16 protein-coding genes are annotated in these 17,260 nt (G+C 64.8%); 7 read left to right on the top strand and 9 right to left on the bottom strand.

Features of this window, described 5'->3' with window-relative positions:
* Positions 1-6: 6 nt before the first annotated feature.
* Positions 7-3,036 carry a TonB-dependent receptor plug domain-containing protein gene (locus tag ASF09_RS02530; protein WP_443024939.1) on the bottom strand — a complete coding sequence of 1,010 codons (3,030 nt, stop codon included), beginning with the start codon at positions 3,034-3,036 and terminating at the stop codon, positions 7-9.
* A 311-nt stretch (positions 3,037-3,347) separates the two neighbouring features.
* Between ASF09_RS02530 and ASF09_RS02525 the strand changes: the two genes are divergently transcribed.
* From ASF09_RS02525 to ASF09_RS02515, 3 genes are read left to right on the top strand one after another with little or no spacing between them, the layout of a single operon-like run.
* Positions 3,348-4,076, top strand: a complete 729-nt coding sequence (locus tag ASF09_RS02525) for an NUDIX hydrolase (RefSeq protein ID WP_060524932.1) — start codon at positions 3,348-3,350, stop codon at positions 4,074-4,076.
* Between the two features lie 5 nt (positions 4,077-4,081).
* Positions 4,082-5,080, top strand: a complete 999-nt coding sequence (locus tag ASF09_RS02520) for an SPFH domain-containing protein (protein ID WP_060524315.1) — start codon at positions 4,082-4,084, stop codon at positions 5,078-5,080.
* Positions 5,080-5,973 carry an NAD(+)/NADH kinase gene (locus ASF09_RS02515; RefSeq protein WP_060524313.1) on the top strand — a complete coding sequence of 298 codons (894 nt, stop codon included), beginning with the start codon at positions 5,080-5,082 and terminating at the stop codon, positions 5,971-5,973. Before ASF09_RS02520 ends, ASF09_RS02515 begins: the two co-directional genes overlap by 1 nt.
* A 74-nt stretch (positions 5,974-6,047) precedes the next feature.
* Here the strand turns inward: ASF09_RS02515 and ASF09_RS02510 are convergent, their stop codons facing one another.
* The 4 genes from ASF09_RS02510 to ASF09_RS02495 all read right to left on the bottom strand — a co-directional run bounded on the left by ASF09_RS02510 (position 6,048) and on the right by ASF09_RS02495 (position 9,806).
* On the bottom strand, positions 6,048-7,007 hold the full coding sequence (locus ASF09_RS02510; protein ID WP_156359143.1) for a hypothetical protein: 960 nt from the start codon (positions 7,005-7,007) through the stop codon (positions 6,048-6,050).
* A gap of 93 nt (positions 7,008-7,100) precedes the next feature.
* Positions 7,101-7,997: a DUF6999 family protein gene (locus ASF09_RS02505; protein ID WP_060524309.1), complete on the bottom strand. Its 897-nt coding sequence runs from the start codon at positions 7,995-7,997 to the stop codon at positions 7,101-7,103.
* Positions 7,990-8,670 (bottom strand): iron-containing redox enzyme family protein, encoded by a 681-nt coding sequence (locus tag ASF09_RS02500; RefSeq protein ID WP_156359142.1) that lies wholly within the window; start codon positions 8,668-8,670, stop codon positions 7,990-7,992. Before ASF09_RS02500 ends, ASF09_RS02505 begins: the two co-directional genes overlap by 8 nt.
* The gene (locus ASF09_RS02495) at positions 8,667-9,806 is read right to left on the bottom strand and encodes a 3-oxoacyl-[acyl-carrier-protein] synthase III C-terminal domain-containing protein (RefSeq protein WP_060524305.1); all 1,140 of its coding nucleotides are present in this window, start codon (positions 9,804-9,806) and stop codon (positions 8,667-8,669) included. Before ASF09_RS02495 ends, ASF09_RS02500 begins: the two co-directional genes overlap by 4 nt.
* Before the next feature lie 173 nt (positions 9,807-9,979).
* On the opposite strand from ASF09_RS02495, the gene ASF09_RS20000 reads away from it, so the two are divergent.
* On the top strand, positions 9,980-10,510 hold the full coding sequence (locus ASF09_RS20000; protein WP_156359141.1) for a hypothetical protein: 531 nt from the start codon (positions 9,980-9,982) through the stop codon (positions 10,508-10,510).
* A 15-nt stretch (positions 10,511-10,525) separates the two neighbouring features.
* On the opposite strand, the gene ASF09_RS02485 is transcribed toward ASF09_RS20000, so the two are convergent.
* A complete protein-coding gene (locus ASF09_RS02485; RefSeq protein WP_060524301.1) occupies positions 10,526-10,918 on the bottom strand; it encodes a hypothetical protein in 393 nt (130 codons plus the stop codon).
* Between the two features lie 46 nt (positions 10,919-10,964).
* Between ASF09_RS02485 and ASF09_RS19995 the strand changes: the two genes are divergently transcribed.
* Positions 10,965-11,138 carry a hypothetical protein gene (locus ASF09_RS19995; RefSeq protein WP_156359140.1) on the top strand — a complete coding sequence of 58 codons (174 nt, stop codon included), beginning with the start codon at positions 10,965-10,967 and terminating at the stop codon, positions 11,136-11,138.
* Positions 11,139-11,244: 106 nt separating this feature from the next.
* Complete coding sequence (locus tag ASF09_RS02480) at positions 11,245-11,973, top strand: hypothetical protein (protein ID WP_156359139.1); 729 nt, start codon at positions 11,245-11,247, stop codon at positions 11,971-11,973.
* A gap of 25 nt (positions 11,974-11,998) precedes the next feature.
* Here the strand turns inward: ASF09_RS02480 and creD are convergent, their stop codons facing one another.
* Positions 11,999-13,366, bottom strand: coding sequence for a cell envelope integrity protein CreD (gene creD / locus ASF09_RS02475; protein WP_060524297.1), 1,368 nt, complete (start codon positions 13,364-13,366; stop codon positions 11,999-12,001).
* 407 nt (positions 13,367-13,773) lie between these two features.
* Positions 13,774-14,664: a hypothetical protein gene (locus ASF09_RS02470; RefSeq protein WP_156359138.1), complete on the bottom strand. Its 891-nt coding sequence runs from the start codon at positions 14,662-14,664 to the stop codon at positions 13,774-13,776.
* A gap of 584 nt (positions 14,665-15,248) precedes the next feature.
* Between ASF09_RS02470 and ASF09_RS02465 the strand changes: the two genes are divergently transcribed.
* Positions 15,249-16,415 (top strand): glycosyltransferase, encoded by a 1,167-nt coding sequence (locus ASF09_RS02465; RefSeq protein ID WP_060524293.1) that lies wholly within the window; start codon positions 15,249-15,251, stop codon positions 16,413-16,415.
* Here ASF09_RS02465 and ASF09_RS02460 read toward each other — a convergent pair.
* Complete coding sequence (locus ASF09_RS02460; RefSeq protein ID WP_060524291.1) at positions 16,349-17,260, bottom strand: glycosyltransferase family 2 protein; 912 nt, start codon at positions 17,258-17,260, stop codon at positions 16,349-16,351. The genes ASF09_RS02465 and ASF09_RS02460 overlap by 67 nt on opposite strands.

Here is a 17,260-nt window from a genome sequence, read left to right as displayed (position 1 = left end):
CCTGCATCACATGCTGAACCGGACGCCGACGCGGAAGGTCCGGCCATAGACGTCGTACAACTGCGGATTGACGAAATACGGGGATCTGGCCGGATCCTTGTCGAACACGTTGTCGACCTTGAAATAGCCGGTCACCTGCTTGGTAAGGTTATACGTGCCGCCGACGTCCATGTAGAAGGCGCCCGGTATGAAATTCCGGTCGATCGTAGGGTGATTGTTCGTCGACGCCGGGCAATTGCCGGGCGAACATTCAACATATTGATGTCCAAGCACCCCGTCGCTGAACCAGCGCTCCTGCAGCAACAGCGAGAAGTCGTCATTGGCATAGGTCTGCGTCGCCAGCCATTTCCAGTCGGGCGTGCTGCCGATGTTGACGCCCGCCGTATCGTTGGGGATCGTTCCGGGCAGCCCCGTATCGGTCACGAACTTGCGGATATTGGTAGCCAGCGCGCGCAGCGTGAAGCTGCCCGGCAAGCCAAGCGGACGCCGCCAGCGATAGCTCGCCTCGATATCCAGGCCCTCGGTATCGATCGATGCAAGGTTGAACGCCTGGACGTTGATGAAATTGGGCCCGGCCGGGTTGTTGAGATTGAATGCACCGCAGCTTTCCGGAAGGATGTTCTGGAAACACAGGTTGACGATATCCGCCGCGCCGAGGCTGGAGATCACGTCCTTGATCTTGATATGGTAGTAATCGACCGACAGGCTGAGACCCGGCAGCCAGGACGATCCGGAAAACGCGATGCCCGCAGTGGTGTTACGCGCGATCTCCGGCGTGAGCGCGGTGTTGCCGATCGTGTTCTGGATCGCAAGCACGTTGACGTTGCGGAACGGGTCGAAAAATCCCGGTAGCGTGGTTGTCACCGGAGCCGCGAACAACTCCGACAAGTTCGGCGCACGGACATCGCGAGAGGTCACGCCGCGTAAGCGCAGGCCATCGACCGGCAGGTCCCAGGTTCCACCGAGCTTCCACGCCCAGACGGTGCCAGACGTGCTGTAGTCGGTCGCGCGGATCGCGCCGTTTATCGTCGCGCGTCCGGTTCCCTTTGAATTGAGGATCGGCACGTCGGTTTCGACGAACGCTTCCTTCACGCTGTAGGCGCCGCTACCATTCTTGTAATTGCCGGCATACCAGTTGTTGCCCCCGGCGAGCAGCGTGGGATCGGCGGGATAGTCGGGCGTGTTCGGCGTAGCGCCGGTGCCCGCGCCGTAGGGATCGGCCCGCACGGTATAGAATTCATGCCGGAATTCGCTGCCGAAGGCGAACGAGACGGGCCCCGCCCAAAGACTGAATGGAGAGCCGGAGAAATTGACGCTGACCACGTCCTGCGTCTGGCGGGTTCGCTGGTACGGGCCTTTGTCGGGCATGATGTAGCCGAGCGCCCCCTGCGACGGATTGCCGCCGAATATGTTGAGCGGCTGACACCCGTTCGCACGCGCGATAGGATCGGCACACACGATCGCCCCGTTCATGGTCGTCGCATTGATCGCCTGGTTGAAGCGGTTCGACAGCAGCACGTTGTTGACGTCGATATTGGAATAGTTCGTGCCGTGTTCGTAATACATGTCGTAGGTCCAGTCGGACCCGGCGACGGACTGACGCCCCTTGGCACCAGCGACGAACCGATACTGGCGACGATCTGTATAGACCTGCGTGTTACCCAAGGCGGCGTTGCTCGTGCCGTATTGGAAGTTCGTGATCCCCGCGGTGGTGCAGGCGGCCTGGACCGAGGCGGGTACGAACGGATTGGCGCACTGGATCGTCAGGTTCGGGCGGTTCTGGCCGCCGACCGGCTGGTTGTTGGTCTTTACCTGACCGATATTGGCAGTGAAATAGATCTCGTTGTCGGGCGCCCAGTCGAAGCCGATCCGACCGTAATTGTTCACACGCTGGAGCCGCGACTGAAGTGAGCGCCCGGCATCGACGTTGCCGGACAGGTCGCCGCCGATACAGAAGCCGGGCAGGCAACCATTGACGGTCCCTGCCGCGTCGCGCGCCGGGGTGCCGTTCGAGCCATATTGGAACTGGAACGGGTTGCCGGCTTGGTCGAACGCGGTTCCCTGCAGGGGCCCCGCCGTGATCAGTCCGAACTTGGTATAGTTGTAGGGCTGAGCGAAATCCCGGAACAGATATTGCGGCGATCCGTCGTTCAGGACGTTGCGGTTGATCAAGGTCGATTGCCGAAACCAGTCGCGTCCGCCAGAAAGTTCGGTGCCGAAGTCTCCGCCGCCGATGCCGTTCTCATGCGCGTATTCGGTGCTGGCGACGATGTGCAGGCGATCATCGAGCAAGCTCGTTCCAGCGGCGAGCTGGAGAAGGATTTGTTCGTTGTCGCCGTAGGTGGTGATGCCCCCTTGGACGTTGCCCTTGATGCCCTTGAACCGGGTATCGGTGATGAAATTGACGACCCCGCCGACCGCATCCGATCCGTAGGAGGCCGAGGCACCACCGTTGACGACATCGACGCGTTTGATGAGAAGCTGCGGGAACAGGCTTACGTCGGGCACGCCGGTGACGTTGGCACCAACGACGCGCTGACCATCGATCAGAGTCAGCGTGCGTATCGCACCGACGCCGCGCAGCGAGAAGGAACTGAGCCCCTGCGTGCCGCTCGACGTGCTGAACGTACCGGTGCTCGTGCCCGTCGACCCCTGCAACGACGGCAATTGGGCGATCGTGGTGAAGACGTTCGGTTGCGCATTGGCGGCGATGGCGTTGGCGTCGATCACCGTCGTCGGCGTCGGCGCGGTGAAACCGCCGGTCGTGATTCGCGATCCGGTGACGACGATGTCCGGCGAAGACGCCGGTTCGACCGTGGCGGGATCCGACGCTGCAGGAGCGATTTGCTGAGGAACCGGCGTCGTGACAATGCCCTCGGGCGCTACAGGCGCTAACGGGCGCGGCGCGGCAGACTCGCCCTGCGCTTGTGCCCAGGCTGGCGCAGACAACATGCATGCGGCCATCGCCATAAGGCTGGTGGCGCCAATCTGCCGTCCGCGTGCGCGCAACGTCCTCGACCCGATTGCCATCGTCATCCTCCCATTATCGTCCAGCTTTAGTCTGGTAACGTTACCACACCTTTTTCCTCCTTTGCGTAGCCCTGTCAATAGTCCAACAAAACAGGACCAGCGCTGTGCTCTATCTTAGCTGGTTGGCACCCCCCTCGAAGTCTGCACGACTCGTCAAATGCCGAACCCCGAGACGGATATGATCGCTCGGCTATCTCAATCGCTGCGATCCTGCCGGAAATGGGCTCTCCCACGAACCATCACGCTGCAGATGCAATAACGATTGACATATATCCACATCGCATATTAGAAATATGCCGGAAGGATATATGGGTCATATGAACGAGACCGAGTTCCTTGATGGATATGATCCACATCGGTACGAGCGACCGTCGGTCGCCGTCGATTTGATCCTGGTCAGCGTCCTCAATGGCAGGCCCGCAGCGTTGCTCATGCAGCGCGCCGAACACCCCTGCATGGGCGCGTGGTCGCTCCCCGGTGGATTCGTCCGCATCGACGAGAGTCTCGATGCCGCGGCACACCGCGTGCTCGCAACGAAAGTGCGGATGGCAGACGCGTATGTCGAGCAGCTCTACACGTTCGGCACGGTCGACCGCGCCCCCCGCACCCGGGTGATCAGCGTGGCGTATTTCGCGTTGCTTCCGCCCGATCGCTTCGCCGCCGCACTGAAGGCGGCGCCCGATCTGACGCTGGCAGAACTCGTCGTCCCGTGGTCCGGCGAGACCGGTGGCCCGGTCGCGGCACGGTCGCAGGATGGCGACGCGCTGCCATTGGCGTTCGACCATGCCGATATGCTCGGGCTCGCGATGCTTCGGCTGCGCGGGAAGCTCGATTATTCGGATGTCGCCTACGCGCTCTTGCCCGAACGCTTCACGCTGCGGGCGCTCCAGGACGTCCACGAAACGATCCTCGGGCGACCGCTCAACAAGCCCGCCTTTCGCCGCCGCATGCTCGCCACGAACACGCTGGTGGCAACCGGTGAGCGCGAGACCGGTGCCTCGTTCCGCCCCGCCGAACTTTTCCGTCATCATTCGATACAGGAGTAACCGTCATGGCCTCGATCAAGAACCTCGGCTTCGTGGCCCAATTGCGCAGTGATGCGAGCAACCACGTCATCCGCTACCGCAGCGGCAAGGTGAAGCAGAGTGGCCGCGGGCTGGTCTTCTGGTTCCGCCCGGAGACCGCCAGCATCGCCGAACTGCCGATGGACGACCGCGAGATGGCGATATTCGTGAAGGGTCGCAGCCAGGATTTCCAGAGCGTGGCGATCCAGGGCACGCTGACCTGGCACGTCGCCGATCCCGAACTGCTTGCGTCGCGCGTCGACTTCAGCCTCGGTTTGCTCACCGGCGCCTACAAGAGCGAGCCGATCCAGCGGATCGAGACGCGGCTGGCGGGGCTCGTCAACCAGGCAGCGCTGCAATATCTCGCGCAAGGATCGGTGCGGGCGCTACTCGATGCCGGTCCCGAGCCGCTGCGCCACCAGCTCGAGGCTGCGCTCGCCAACGATCCGGCGCTGAACGAAATCGGCATCGCGGTCACCGCGGTTCGCCTGACCAACCTCGCACCATCAAGCGAACTCGAACGCGCGCTCCAGACCCCGACGTTCGAGGCGCTCCAGCAGAAGGCCGACCAGGCGACGTTCGAACGCCGCGCGCTCGCGGTCGAGAAGGAGCGTGCGATCGCCGAGAACGAACTCGCCAACCGTACCGAGCTTGCACGCCGCGAGATGCTGCTCATCACGCAGGAGGCGGAGAACGCCCGCAACCGCGCAACTGGTCTGGCCGAGGCGCAGCAGGTCGAGGCGGGGGCCGAGGCCGAGCGTATCCGCACGGTCGAGAGTGCCAAGGCGGAAGCGGAGCAGGCCCGGATGACGATCTACCGCGACCTGCCGACCGGGGTGATGCTCGGGCTTGCCGCACGCGAGCTGGCCGGCAAGCTGGATACGATCGAGCATCTGAACATCACGCCCGACCTGCTCGCGACCGTGCTCGGCGAATTCCGCAATGCACAGCCAGCCCCGACGGCTCAGACCGCGCTGCCCCGCTGATGGCGACCAACGCCCCGCGCGCGGTCTTCGTTACCCGAGAGACCGACTATGACCTCCTGCTCGCGCGGCACGCGACGCGTGGGCAGGCGAAGTTCTTTCTGGAGACGCGGGGCCAGGACATCGACGTGATCGAGGATCGGCACCGCCGCTTCCACGCGACGCTGCAGCAGGCCCGCTCGCTCGTCCCTGACGACTGGCGTCAGGCGAGTGTCACTCGTGCCGATCTCGATCGATTCCTGTTCGGCCCGGAGGACGTAATCGTCGCCGTCGGGCAGGACGGGCTGGTCGCCAACGTTGCGAAGTATCTCGACGGGCAGCCCGTACTCGGGCTCAACCCCGCTCCCGATTTGTACGACGGCGTCTTGGTACGCATACCGCTCCCCCGCCTGGCCGCGCTGCTGCCAGCGAGCGTCGCGGGTGCGGCGCCTGCCGAGCAGCGTACGATGGTCGAAGCGCGATTGGATACCGGCGAACGGCTGCTGGCGCTGAACGAAGTGTTCGTCGGTCATCGCAGCCACCAGTCGGCGCGCTACCGGATCACGTGCGGCGATCAGGCCGAGGACCAATCGTCGAGTGGGCTGATCGTTGCGTCGGGGACCGGCGCCACGGGCTGGGCACGCTCGATCATGGAGGCGACGCATGCCGCGCTCCCGCTCGATCCCCAGGAGCGCGCGGTCGGCTTCTTCGTGCGCGAACCCTTCCCCAGCGTGGCGACCGCGACCTCGCTACGGGCCGGCAAGCTCGCGGGCATGCCGCTCGCGGTCACGTCGCGGATGAACGACGGCGGGGTGATCTTCGCGGATGGCGTCGAACAGGATTTCTTCGCTTTCGACTGGGGCCGCGGCGTCACCATCGCTCCCGCCACCCGCACCCTACATCTCATCACCGGTTGACGGCGCGCGACGGTAACAGCAGCCGCGCGCCGCGGGGGCGCGGTCCCTATCTGGTGGTACGCGACAGCGCGCGATCATCGCGGACGATAGGCGTCAAGTCGTATCGGGTGCCGCGGGTCTGCACGCGTGACCTTTCGCCCGTCGGAGACCAATGCCTGAGCGTTCGGTCCAGCGTCGCTGTTCAGGCGTAAGGATTCGAAGATACGGTTCTGCCACACGAACGACCGCAGCGCCGTATCGAAACGGAACGTGGTGAAGTCCGTCCAGTGTTGGCCGCACGCGACCCCGCTCTCGAGCGTGAAGTAACGGCGTTTGATCGCGATATGGCCGGCGTCTTCGACCGGGTCGCATTGTCCGCCTTCGTCGCGACGCAGCACGATGCGGTCGTTACGGACGATCAGCTTGGCGACGCCGCCCGAAAGGCGATAGACCAGCAATGGACGAGCGGGCGCTTTTCGCACCGCGCCCCCCGGCTGTCCGCCTTCGTCAGGCCGTGCGACGACAACGATACAGATCGGCTGCGGTGGGTCCAAAGTACGACTGCAGGACGCCACGCGTGCGATATATCCGGCAGGCAGCTTGGCCTTGACCGCATTGGGAAGCGCAACCGGTTCCCACGCGGCGGCCGGAGCGGCACCCGTGGCAAGCAGCAGCGCAGCGGCAAGGCGCACGGGAACGCTCACGCGCACGGGGCCGGTCGTCGAAGCGCGGTCCGGATCGGGCAGGAAGGTGAGAGACGGGGTTTGGGCCATGGCATCGATCATGCCGGAGATATCGATCGAACCCAAGCCGATACTCTGTAGCGGCACCAGTCGGCGATCTGATGCCACTTTGCGAACGGTGCCGGAGCATCGCAGGCCTTTGCCGCATTGCCACAGCGTCGATACGAGCAGGGCGAACTGGCCTGCTCGGGCAGCGGCCGGTATGACGAAGACCATCAACAACCAGCCGCCCATCTCGATCGGCGGGTGTCGTCGGTACACCCTGTCACCGAGGTTAAGCACCGCTAGCGAAGGGTACAGCGAGACGATCATGATCGTCTGTTCAAGTTGGCGCGCGAGCACTGCCGAAGGGACCAACAGCCGTGAGTATTTTACCGTTTCCCCGGCACGCGGAAGCTCGGAGCCTTATGGAGCGGTAGTCGCAGCCGGCATCGGCTGATCGCGCTGGCGCGCTTTGAGTTCACGCAGAAAACCGTGAAGCACCTCGGTCGACAGTCCGTGCAGCACGAGCCGGAAACCGGCACCCAACGTTGAGAAGGGCACGAGCGGGTGGCGATTATTGATCATCGCCAGATGTTTTTCCTCGCCCGTCAGCCGCGCCACGTAGAGACCGATCGTCTCGTCGAGCTGCAGCGAATTGGCGGCACGCCAGAAATCGCGATCGGTCAGCAGCATCGCATAGGCCGGCGTGTAAAGCTCGATCGCGGTCTGTAGATCGACGATGTTGAGGCGGCCGTTGGGCAACGGATCGAGCACGATCTCGTCGGTGATCGCGGAGAAATCAATCCTGTCGACGCGCTCGACGCTGGTGCCGCGTCGCTCTAGCTCACGATTGAGGCCGATCAGATAATTGTAGATGTTGAGATCGTGATTGAGGAACAGGTCCTCGCGCACATCGTCGATCCGACGCGGCGTCATGGGTTTCAGCGGCGGATGGAAACCCGGCGTGGCATTGTCCGAGATGAACCGCAGGACCTGCGCACCAAGGTGGAAGTGACGCAGGATCAGCAGATTGGCGTCGCGCGACAGGAAATGCTTCATGCCCAGTGCGATCGACCGGTGCAGGAACTTGGGCGCATGGGGCCAGCGCGGGCTGATCGTGTGGACCAGCTGGGCGAAGATGATCGTCAGCCGGGCGAACGGCCGCACCAGCGGAAGCAAGAACTGGCGACAGCGCGAGGATTGGTCCCGGATCAACGCCGCCTTGGCTATGGGCTCGAACGGCAGCGAGCGGTCCAACGCCAGCGCCAGCCAGGGGTCGGGATCGTTCGGATCATGGCCGGGGGCGGCATACTCAGCCATTGTCCAGCTCCTCGAGCTGCAGCCGGTACAGCCGCGCCACGATTTGCGCATGGCGGACGATCGTCGCGGATGCCGCCTCGCCGCCGGACCCCACCGCCAACGTCAGAGCGTGGTCGAACTCGGCCATATGCGCGACGTCGTTCTCGCCATGATACCGCAGGAACGTCAGCGCATCGGGCGCGAGGTCGAGCTGTGCGGCAAGCTTGTCCGCCCACGGTCCGGCCAGGCGATTGCCGAGGCTTTCGATGATGAACATCGCGCCGAGCAGACCGACCGGGTCGGGTTGCGATGCCGCCTGATACATGAACGCGCTCAGTGCCTCGGTCCCGATATTCTTGGGCGCCGACCGGATCTCCTCGAGCGTGCCACCGGCGGCGACGTAATTCTGTTCGAGCAGGCGATAGTCGCGATGCTCGGCGGCGGCATGGGTGATGAACATCGCCCGCAGGTCCTCGTGCGCCGGACCGAAGCTGGACGCGGCACGACTGATCCAGCGGCCACCCTCCACCACCTGTTGACGCAGGTTGCGCAGCAGGCTGCGATACTCCTCGAGGCGCAGGCGCCCACCGGTCAGACGCGCGATCACCGGCACCTGGATCAGCGCACTTTCGAATTCTATCCATACGCGCGCGAGGCCGCGGTTGGTCGCCTCGATCTGGTCGGTCATGCTCATCTTTCCCCCTCCACCACGGTCAACGCCGCATACGCCATCACGCACTGGCCGCTTTCGGGTACGGCGCACAGGATTCGTTGGCCGGGTACGAGCCGCCCTGAGCGCATCAGGTCGTCGAGCAACAGGAACAGCGCCGCCGCACCGACATTGCCCTTGTCGTAGAGGTTGGTGAACCACCGCTCCTCGGGAATCATGCACCCTGCCCGCTCGGCCAGCCGGACCATCTCCTCGCGCAACGAATGCGCGGAGAAATGGCACAAGAACCAGTCGACCTTACCAGTGTCGACCTTGCCTTCGTCGACCAGCCGCATCAATTCGCCCAGCCATACCGGCAGCATCCGGTGCAGTGTGTCGACGTCCTGTCTCAGCTGAAACGCGCCGGCGCGCGCGGCGGCCTCGGCGCCATCGTGCAGGCTCCACGGCAGGACCGCGCCGCCTGGGCCGGGCGCGCTGCCGCCGGTCATGCACGGGCCGAAACGATCGGCGAACGAGCGCACCGATATCCAGTCGATGCGCAGCGACAGGCCGCTCTGTGCCGGCCGATCCTCGACGACCAGCGCGGCCGCGCCGTCGCTCAAGGTCCAGCGCAGGAATTCGGCGTCGGCAGGCAGCGTGCCGTCTTCGCCTAGCGTGGCCGTGCCGCGATATTGGCCGGGGCGAAAATAGCGGCTGGCAAACTCGGCGCCGACGGCAATACCGGCGCGGTGCTCGCCCGCACGGATCTGCAGCGCGGTCGATTTCAGTGCCATCATCGCACTGGCGCAGACGCTCTGCAGGCTCGCGATCTCCAGCGGCGGCAGACCCGACGCGGCGTGGACCCCGCTTGCCAGCCCGGGCACCAGCAGATCGTTCTGCGTCGTCGCGGTAGCGAGATAGCCGATCTCCCGCCGGTCGATCTCCGCATCCGCCAGCAGCGCGCGAACCGCCTCCGCAGCAAGGGTCGCCAGCGTCCAGTCGGTGGTGCCATCGGCCCGGATCGCATAATGGCGGGTGCGAATGCGGTTCTGCCGCAGCACCAGCCGTCCCAGGCGATCCGATTGTGGGGACAGGTGTCCGATATGATCGCCCATCGCCGCGTTGCTGATCGGTGGCCCAGGCAAGAATTGGGCGGTGCGAGTGATGAAGGCGTCGCGCATGACGTCACCATGGCGCGGTCGCTTATCTTGGGTCAATGCGGCATATCAGCACGGGCGACTGTTACGGCGGGCGGTATCGATGTTCGGACACGTTTCAAACGGCAGGGAAGTTTCCGTATGATTATCGTCCGGTGCAAGAACGATCCGCAGGCCGCGCCGGAAGACCGGGTATCGTGATCGCTGTGCTCGCCGTGACGCTGCTTGCGGCCCCCCCGTCAGCAACGGCCTTTCCGCTAGATTGCGCCTATGCGGCGCGGGGCGGCGAGTTGGAACCACACGGACCCTGCGCACGGATCGAGGATGACGTACCGCATATCGACCCGGCACATCTCGCGCGGATGACCTTCGAAGGCGGTCTGGCGGAGGTCCGCATAGGAGGTGCCGGAAGCTGCGGTGGCATCGCCTATGTCAGGCGAGACGGGCGAGCCGCGACCGTCTTCATCCTCGACAACGGCCCGGACTATTTCAGGGAGGGGCTGGTACGCGGACTTCGCCACGGCAAGCTCATCTATTATGATCACGCCCTGCGTCCCGTTCTCGTGACCGGATATAACTGGGGCTATCCGTTCGATCATGGTCGGGCCGAGGTCTGCACCGGATGCAAGGAGCAAAGGCTCGACGACGAACATTCCACTATGGGCGGCGGACGTTGGGCCGTGATCGACCGCAAGGGGCGTGTGCGCGCTGCAGCGCGCCGACGATGATGACGGTGCGGCGTTCTACACGACCGTACCAGCGCTCCTATCCGCGCAGGGATAAGACCACGCCTTCACCCAAAACGTAAAGCCGCCGGTTGCAGTGATCCGATCGCCCTCGACCGCGAAAAAGGCGTAGCGCGGCGGGTCGGGCCAGCCGTAAAAATCGTTTTCGCGTACGATCCATCTTGCCCCGTCGACATCCGCCACTGCGACAGTAGCATCGCCGAACCTCCCAAAGACGGGGTGCGCGGCGATAGTGGCGGCTTCGTTCGTCGACGGACGACACCAGACAACGATACGCCGCCGACACTGCAGGAACCTGAACAGGAACTGCAGATCCTCAAATAGGCTTTGGCCAAAACCATCCTCGGCGCCGGCCTCGTGGCGCTTACCCAATAGAAGGCGCAGACGCATTGCCACAGCGGTCTTTCTGTTTGCGTGCGTGACTCGGTCACGGGGTATGCCGCTATATACGCCAAGCCTGCGCCGTTCTGCAAAACGGCTCGATGCCGACCGTGGTTATCTGCCCGTCAGTAAGTCGGTGATGATCGGCTGGTCGGACTCAGGTGCCAGCCTCGCCGATGGATTCTGCCACCGCGAATTCTTTGCCGCAGTCCCAACCTCGCGCTTCTGATCCCGTCGGCGCAGCTGTAGGCTGCGGAAGTTGGTACGTTGGGTCGAACGTCTGCTCGTGCTCAAACCGCCGCCCGTATGCCCCCCCATCGACAGGATACGCGACAATGCCTGCTCTTGCTGCCGCTGCGATCTGCATCGCTGTAACCCAACCGTCCTCGCCCGGCGAGGCGCTGGAAATTCCGCCGATGACGCTGCCCGCGTTACCGAAACCGGGACGTGTCGCCGCCTCCGCAGCTGGCTTCGCCCCGCCCGGGTGGAAGGTGGAACGATCCGTGCGGGCCGATCTCGACAAGGACGGCCGTCCCGATATCGTCGCGGTGCTGAGGGGCGCGGACAAACGTTGCGTGATCGGTCATGATCGCGGAGCAGGGCCGCTCGATACCAACCCGCGCGTGCTAATCGCTGCGGTTGGTGCTCCGGCTGGATACACGCTGCGGGTCGTCAACGCCGCCGTCATCCCGCGGCTCGAAGATCCGTATATGGACGATCCGCTCGGCGACGACGGCCTGACGGTCAGCGCCGGCATCATCCGTCTTCGGCTGGGTGTCTGGCGCAGCATGGGCGGCTGGGGGACCAGCACCAACACCCTGTCGTTTCGCTGGGACGGCGCACACTTCCGGCTCATTGGCTTCGACCGCGACTACACCCATCGCGGCAGTGGCGAGACCGAACTGTTCAGCGCGAATTATCTGACCCACCGGACCAAGGTCACGACCGGCACGATCGAGGACGAAACCCTCGGCAAGGTCCGCTGGAAGACCCTGCCCGCGCGTGCGATGCCGACGCTGGACACGATCGGCGATGCCCTGGAATTTGCGGAATCGCAGCGTTGAGACCTGCAGCGTTGAGACCTATCGCCTAGCCGAGCGCGGCATCCTCCTCGTCGGATGCCGCGACGCCGCCCCAGTCGATCCGACGGGTGGCGTACATCACGCCCGCCAACGCAGCGAACAGCATGCCCGAGCCGATCAGCAGCGAATAGGCTTCGAGGCTGAGCAGAACGTAAAGGACCGCGTAGAGCCCGGCGAGCAACGCCGCGACCACGCCCGCCCGCCGCCAGCTGTGCAGGATCGCCGCGGAATAGCTGCTGATCAGCGCGACGACCGCGAGGCTGGCGACCAGATAGGCGCCGAGGAACCCGATCACTTCGGCGAGTGCCAGCAGCAGAATGAAGAACAGCACCAGTCCGGCACCGATCAGCAGATAGGCGACGCCCGGCACCGGCGCGCCGCCGATGATGTCGAACATCAGCAGTGCGAGGAATGTGAAGCCGATGAACATGAAGCCGTATTTGGTCGCGCGATTGACCTGAGAATAGAGATTGATCGGGTCGAGCAGCCCGATCGTCACCGCATCGTCCGCCCCCATCTCCTGCTCGCCGATCGTCACGACCGACCGGTTCAGCGCAAGATTGCCGATCTGCCAGTTCGCCGGAAACGCCGATGCTCCTGGTGTCCGGTTCGGCAGGAAGGCCCCGGTGAACGACGGGTGCGGCCAGGCGGAGAGCGCGTCGATGCTGGTCTGTTCGGCGGAGGGCAGGAACGAGAGTTCGTCGCTGCCACGCAGATCGAACGCGACATCGAACAGCAACGCCGCGTTGGCTGCCCCGACGCCTGCCGCGATCGGCCCCCGCCCGGTGAAGCCGCTGCCGCTGGTCGTCGCCAGGCTGGCCCCCGGGATCAGCGGCAGCGTCCGGCCGTCGACGCGGATCGCTGGCCGCGACCCCGCAAGTCCTTTGGCGTTGCCGATCCCGACACGAATCTCCGCATCCGCTAGGCGCAGGCTATCCGGCGGGATGTTCAGTGCCGCGAAGTCGGGCAGGCGAAACTGGCCGGCGATCTGGACGCGCGAGCGATACACTACCGCTTCGTAGATCGAGCGATGCCGCCGTTCCGCATCGATCCGCGTACGGATCGCCGAGCGCGTCGGCGCGACGAACAACAGCTTGTCCTCATGATCGGTCCGTCGGACGGTGCGCCCGCTTTCGACCGTATCGCGCGTCACCACGCGGCTGAACGGAATGACCAGGAACGGCCCGGCGATGCGCTGCGGGCCACCCCAGCCCTCGACGATCGACGTGCGCGCGACCTGCGACTGGCTCTCGCGGTCATAGACCAGCAGGTACGTGGCGAAGAGCGGTATGGACAGCAGCAGCCCCAGCAGGATGGTCATGGCGAGCTTGCGCCCCGGCGTCGTGCGCTTCGACGAAGACGAAAACTTGATCATGATACCCCCGGCGGTCTCGACCGCTGTTGAAGATCCTGAATTGGACGTCGCGGTTCGTCAATCGGAAGTGGTCCTGTCGAGACCATTGCTACCTCGAGAGAAATATCCTTGGGCACCACCATCAGTTCATCCTGATCATACCTTGGTTGCCGAACTGACATCGTTTCCGCCGCCCGCGCTCGCCGCGAACGCCCAACGGCATGGGTACGGCGACCTTGGTGATTGTGGAGCGAAGCAAGGTGGGGATGCTGATCAGCGTAGACGTCGAGATCTACGCCGCTGTCATGCTGCAGCCTTGCGCATCTCCGCGTAGCTCGGCGGGATCAAGGTGAGCCGCGAAATCGACACCGCCCCGCTGCGCGTGGCTCTGGCAGAGGTGCCGATTTGTCGCGCCGGCGTAGCGGCATTCACCGCTCAGGCTGCATCGTGCGCAGCGCACGCGTCCACAGCCAGGCCATCATCAGGCAGCACAGGGTCAGCGTACCGCCAAAAATAACCGATAATATCTGCCCGACGTCGTCCGCGGCGGGCATACGCCCCTCCAGCGCCATACGCCGCAGCAACACCGCATTCTCGGCCAATTCGAAGCCATGCTCCCGCATCCTGGCGCGCATCCACGTCGGCAGGCGCACCATCGAAAGCGCCCCGTCGATCGGCGGGACCGGCGGATCGGCTTCGGGCCCGGCTCCGCTGGCGGGATAGCTTGCCAGCATCACGACGGTGACCGGATCGGTCGGGGATTGGCCAGGCGCGCGGAGCGGCAGGTAATAGTCCTCGTAGCTGCTCGTTCGCGTATTCCAGCGCCGTAGCCATGCCTGATCGTAACCCGGCAGCGCGTCGGCTAGCCGTGCATAGCGTGGCATCTCGCCCCCACCTTTGCGGGCGAGTGCCGCTATTGTCAGCCTTGGCAACGGTTTGCCCGCATCTGGCGGCGTCCGGCCGAAGAGGACATAGCCGGCCGCCGCGGCTACGGCGAAAACCCCCGCCGCGATAAGCGCACCTGCGCGGCTGCGGCGCAAAGACCGCGCTTTCTGCGTGCTGGTGGGCAAGCGCGACCGCCAGTTTGGATTGCGTTTCGGATCGAGCGCGTCCTGCATGCCGCACAGAAACGAGCGTTCCGGACGCCGGGGAAGCCACCGCAGGACCGCATGCGGCAACCACAAGGTCAGCGCGACCACGGGGAGCCCGGCCACCGTGACGCTATCGTGCCCGAACAGACGATCGACGAGCCCCTCGCTCCAGGCGAACGGACCGATCTCGAAGATCGCACCGATGATCAGCATGGCCACGCTTGCCAACAGACCAAGATAGAGGGCCCAAGCACCCAGCCTTGCCTGTGCGGAATCTAGCGCGTCGCCTGGCAAAAACGCGGAATCGCCCGCTGCAATGGCCGACCATGCGGCCTTGGTCGCCGGCTGGTTTGAGTTCGGGGGTCGCATCGTTCAAGTCTATCGCCGTTCCATCCCCGAGCAAGACCAGCGGTAATGGTAGGACAGGTCCTCCAGGCAGCCACTGACTCGTCAGCATGATCACGCTGTAGCAGGCTACCAAACAGGCCGCCGTGAGCTTAGCGGACGTTTTCGAACATCCTTTCATAGGTCCCCTTGTAGAACCAACCGTCATCGGCTTCGAATTCGCAACAACACACGAGCGGGGATATGGCTACGGGCAGCAAGCTTGGGTCCAACGCGCAGTGCGGTCGACGGTGATGAGCAGCGCGGCGACCGCACAATCCCAACGCCTTCCTAGCTGGCCGCAAATAGGTCCCGCGGGCACTGGCTGCTCGACGTCGGCCCGGTCTCGTTCGATAGTTCCAAGCAGGTCGGTTCGAGCGCGCACTCGACGTCCGGGCACAATCCCTTCGGTCGTGGGTTCCTCCGCTATGACACGCCACGATTTCGACAGCAGCACGACGACCACCGATGACGGTTCGATTAAGCCAGCCTATCACCACGCCCCCTTGCGGATCGCCGTCATCGCCCATCTGCGGCATCCGATCGCGATGCCGTTCATGGGTGGCATGGAAGCGCATTGCCATCAACTCGTCACCGCGCTGGTCGCGCGCGGGCACGACGTCACGCTGTTCGCCAGCGGCGACAGTGACCCTGCGCTGCCTCTGCACCCGATCGCCGAGCGCCACTATGAAGCGGTCATGCCCTGGGCGCAGTGGCATGGCACGCCGCAACTGACCGCGTTCCAGGATGCGGCGTTCGGGCAAGCATGGGAGGCGATCGGCGCGGGCGCGTACGACATCGTCCACAACAACACGATGCACCCGACGCTGCATGTCCTGGCGAAGCGCGACCGTACGGCGATGGTGACGTCGCTCCACGTGCCTCCGTTTGCCGGCCTGGCGAACGCGGTCGCCGATACCAGCGCGGACTGGCTGCGGCAGACCGTGACATCGCACGCGCATCTCGCCACTTGGTGGACGACGCCGCCGGCAACGGTGTCGGTGGTTCACAACGGCATCGATACGGCCCGGTGGCGGTTTCACGCCGTCGGCGATGGCCGGGCGATCTGGGCAGGCCGTATCACCCCGAACAAGGGTACCGCGGTCGCGCTCGAGGCGGCGACTTTGGCCGGGATCGAGCTGGACGTGGTCGGGCCGATCGACTGCATGGATTATTTCACCGACCAGGTGGCACCGCTGCTCGATCACGCCCGCGTCTATCGCGGCCATCTCGGCGGCGACGCGCTGGTCGAGGCGATCGGCACGGCATCGGTATTGCTATCGACGCCGATGTGGGACGAGCCGTTCGGACTGATCGCCGCCGAGGCGCTGGCGTGCGGCGTTCCCGTTGCCGCGCTGGATCGCGGCGCGATACGCGAGGTGGTGGGCGATTGCGGCGCGCTGGCGACCGACGCCGCCTCGCTCGCGCAGGCGATTGGCCGTGCTGCCGCGATCCCGCGCGCCGCATGCCGCGACCGGGTGACCCGGCTGTTCTCGCTGACCGCGATGGTCGAGGGCTATGAACGCGCCTATGCGGCCGCGATCGCTGGCGCCCGCGCCTCGAGTTGCGCCAGCACCACGGAGGTACTCGCATAGGGCTGGTCGACCTGTTGCCGGGTCAAAGCGAGATCCTCCTCGGACACGGTGCGCAGCCGCACATGCTCGCCTTCGCGCAGCGTTATCAACCCCATGAGCGTGAAGGCCTTCAGCCAATGCTCCATGGTGAAATGCCCCCATTTGTCGCGAAAGCGCGCGGCATTGGCGATCACGCTGTCGACATGATGGACCGGGGGCATGTGGTGCGGATGATATTGGTGATAGACGCGCGCGCCGCGGACCCAGTGGATAGGGATGCCCGCGGTCATCGCGACCCGCCCGAAATCGGTATCCTCGCCGCCATAGCCGACATACCGCTCGTCGAACCCGCCGAGTGCAAGAAACGTCGCGCGCCGCATCGCGAAGTTGAGCGACCAGAAACAGCGATAGTCGGTGCAGTCACCCAAGGCCTCGACGGGGGGCCCTGCCCGCTCGGAATGCTTGACGCCGAGCGCGGCGAACCGCGCGAAATCGAGCCCCTCCGCGGTCGCACCCGATGGCAGGTACAGCACCTCGCCCATCAGCACCGCATCGACCGCCCCCAGCTGCGCCAGATAGTCCGCGACGAGCGATGGCGCCGGGATGCAGTCGACATCGAGGAAGATCAGCTGTTCGCCCTGCGCCGCCCGCGCTGCCGCATTGCGCGCCGCGGCCAGCGGAATACCGTCGGCGCCGATCATGATCTGCCGGATCGGAAACCGCGTCTCGGGCAGGTCGTACGCGTCGGCCTGCATCACCGCGATCACGAGTTCGTCGGGCGCCGTCGTCTGCATGTCGAGCGCCCGGACGACATTGGCGAGGTGGGCCGCACGGTCATGCGCGAGGGTACAGATCGAGACGGTCAT

The sequence above is a fragment of the Sphingomonas sp. Leaf242 genome (genome assembly GCF_001422045.1).
Taxonomy (GTDB): Bacteria; Pseudomonadota; Alphaproteobacteria; order Sphingomonadales; family Sphingomonadaceae; genus Sphingomonas.
This window is presented reverse-complemented; position numbering and strand designations above follow the sequence as displayed.